This window comes from Segeticoccus rhizosphaerae, assembly GCF_009192725.1.
GTDB classification, from domain to species: domain Bacteria; phylum Actinomycetota; class Actinomycetes; order Actinomycetales; family Dermatophilaceae; genus Segeticoccus; species Segeticoccus rhizosphaerae.
In genome coordinates this window covers 1-1042 of record NZ_VOHR01000605.1, presented here as the reverse complement: position 1 = coordinate 1042, position 1042 = coordinate 1, and the positions used below count along the sequence as shown (strand labels likewise).

1 protein-coding gene is annotated in these 1042 nt (G+C 74.9%); it reads right to left on the bottom strand.

What is annotated here, in order from left to right:
• On the bottom strand, positions 1–1042 hold a 1042-nt coding region (locus FRW57_RS22000), incomplete at both ends, for an acetate--CoA ligase family protein (protein WP_203230496.1).

The following is a 1042-nucleotide window of genomic DNA, read 5'->3' as shown; positions in this document are numbered from 1 at the left end:
CTCGCCAGCCGGCCAGCAGGGGCGCGCAGCGCAGGCGGGCGACCATGGCTTGCGCGGTGCCGGTGGGCACCGGAGCGCACTCGATCGCGATGTCCTGCCAGACCTCGGTCTCGGTGCCGCCCAGGCCGACCACGACGACCGGACCGAGGGCCGGGTCCCTGCGGGCGCCGACGAGCATCTCCACGCAGCCGGGCCGGGTGTCCTGCTGCTCCACCACGTAGTCGCCCTCGCCGAGCCGGGCCCACATCGACGCGAACGCCGCGAGCAGTGCATCCTCGTCGCGGAGGCCGAGCAGCACCGCGTCCGCTTCGCTCTTGTGCTCGATCCACCCGGCCTTGAGGACGAACGGCGGGGTGAGTCGGGAGGCGACCTCGCGCACCTGGTCGGGTGTGCGCGCGAGCCGGGCCGGCGGCATGGCGACCCCGACCGACCGCAGGAGCTCGCGGGCCGCCCAGTAACCGGGGCGGATCGGTGGCTCATCAGCTGGCAGAGGGAGATCCGTCGTCCCGGGCAGCTCGCAGCTCAGCGCCGCCAGGCCCGAGACCATCCGCACCGCGTCCTCGATGCGGCCGGTCGCGGGCACACCCTGACGCCACAGCGCCTCGGCGACCGCCCCGTGCGGAGCCATGGTGTGGACGACGACCGTCTTGTCGCGGCTGCGCGCCGTGGCCGCGATGCGGTCCGCGACCCCGAGCTCGTGGCTGGTCAGCGCCGGGTTGTCCGTGCCGTAGCGGCCGAAGTAGCCGGTGAGGACAGCCGTGTCGATCCCGGGATCGGCGAGGACGTCGTCCAGGACCGTTGCGTAGGTGGTGAGGTCCGCCTCCCCGCGACCGGCCAGATCGACCGGGTTGTCGCGCGCAGCTCCCGCCGGGAGCCTGGACCCGAGCCTCGCGATGGAGGCCGCGCCCAGGTCGGGCACCGAGAGGCCACCAGCGCTCGCGACGTCGGCCGCGACCCCGCACTGGCCACCGCTGTCGCCGACGATCGCCAGGCGGCGCCCCGACCGCGTGCCGACGGCGAGGTACCCCCGTGCCACGTCCAC